The organism is Variovorax sp. 01T439_2 (assembly GCF_056398445.1).
Genome location: NZ_JBFTPJ010001325.1, coordinates 1 through 1104, shown reverse-complemented (window position 1 = coordinate 1104; position 1104 = coordinate 1). Strand labels below are relative to the sequence as shown.

Here is a 1104-nt window from a genome sequence, read left to right as displayed (position 1 = left end):
TGGTGAAGCCGCCGCTCATCCAGCCGGGGTTTTCCACGCCCACGTTCTGCGCGCCGAACAGCGAGCGCACGAGCTGCTGCAGCATCAGGCTGATGCCCCAGGTGGCCAGCAGCGTCTCGAGCGGCCGGCCGTAGAGGAAGCGGATCACGCCGCGCTCGAGCACCGCGCCCACCAGCGCGGAACTCAGGAAGGCCACCGGAATGGCCGCCACCAGGTACCAGCCGAAAGCCGCCTCGGGCATGTAGCGCTGGAAGATGCCCTGCATCACGTAGGTGGCGTAGGCGCCGATCATCATCAGCTCGCCGTGCGCCATGTTGATGACGCCCATCAGGCCGTAGGTGATGGCCAGGCCCAGCGCGGCCAGCAGCAGCACCGAGCCCAGGCTGATGCCGCTGAACACCGCGTTGATGCGGTCGCCCCACACCAGCGAACCGTCGATGCTCGCAATGGAGGCGACGATGGCGGCCTTGACGTCGGCCTCGGTCTCGTCGGCCAGGCGCTGGTTGAGCAGCAGCTTGGTGTCGGGGCTGCTGTTGGCGCCGAGTTCCTTGGCTGCGGCAAGGCGCCTGGCCTTGTCGGCGCTGGTGAGCATGCTGGCGGCGCGCACCAGCTGCAGCTGCGCCTTGATGCCGGGGTTGGTCTCGGCGGCCAGCGCCTTCTCGACCATCGGCACGCGCGATTCGTCGGGCTCCTTGAAGAGCGCCTGCGCGGCTTCGGCGCGCACCGCGTCGTCCTTGCTCGTGAGCTTGAGCGCGGCCTGCGCGGCATCGAGCGCGCCGCGCATGAGGTTGTTGTTGACCACGTCCTCGGCCGTGTCGGGCACCTTCAGCTCGGCACCGGTCACGGGGTCGTAGCCTTTGTCGTCCTTCATCACGAAGACCTTGTCTTCGGTGTACTTGACCGCATCCTCGGACATCGCCTGGATGAACGCGGCGGTCTTGTCGTCGGCCGTGAGCACGGCCTTGTTGAGCGCGCTGATGCGCGCCTCCGATTCGCCAGAGGCGATGGCGCGGGCTTCGTCGGCGGTCAGCGCGTGGACGGCCGATGCCATGAACAGCATGGCGGCGAGTGCACAGTGAAGGGGTCGTCGAAGCATCGTGAAAC

At 67.7% G+C, this 1104-nt stretch carries 1 protein-coding gene; it reads right to left on the bottom strand.

Annotated features, from left to right (window positions below):
- A partial coding sequence (locus AC1DOC_RS34655; RefSeq protein WP_478131712.1) for an ABC transporter permease subunit occupies positions 1-1060 on the bottom strand: 1060 nt, incomplete at its 3' end.
- Positions 1061-1104 lie beyond the last annotated feature (44 nt).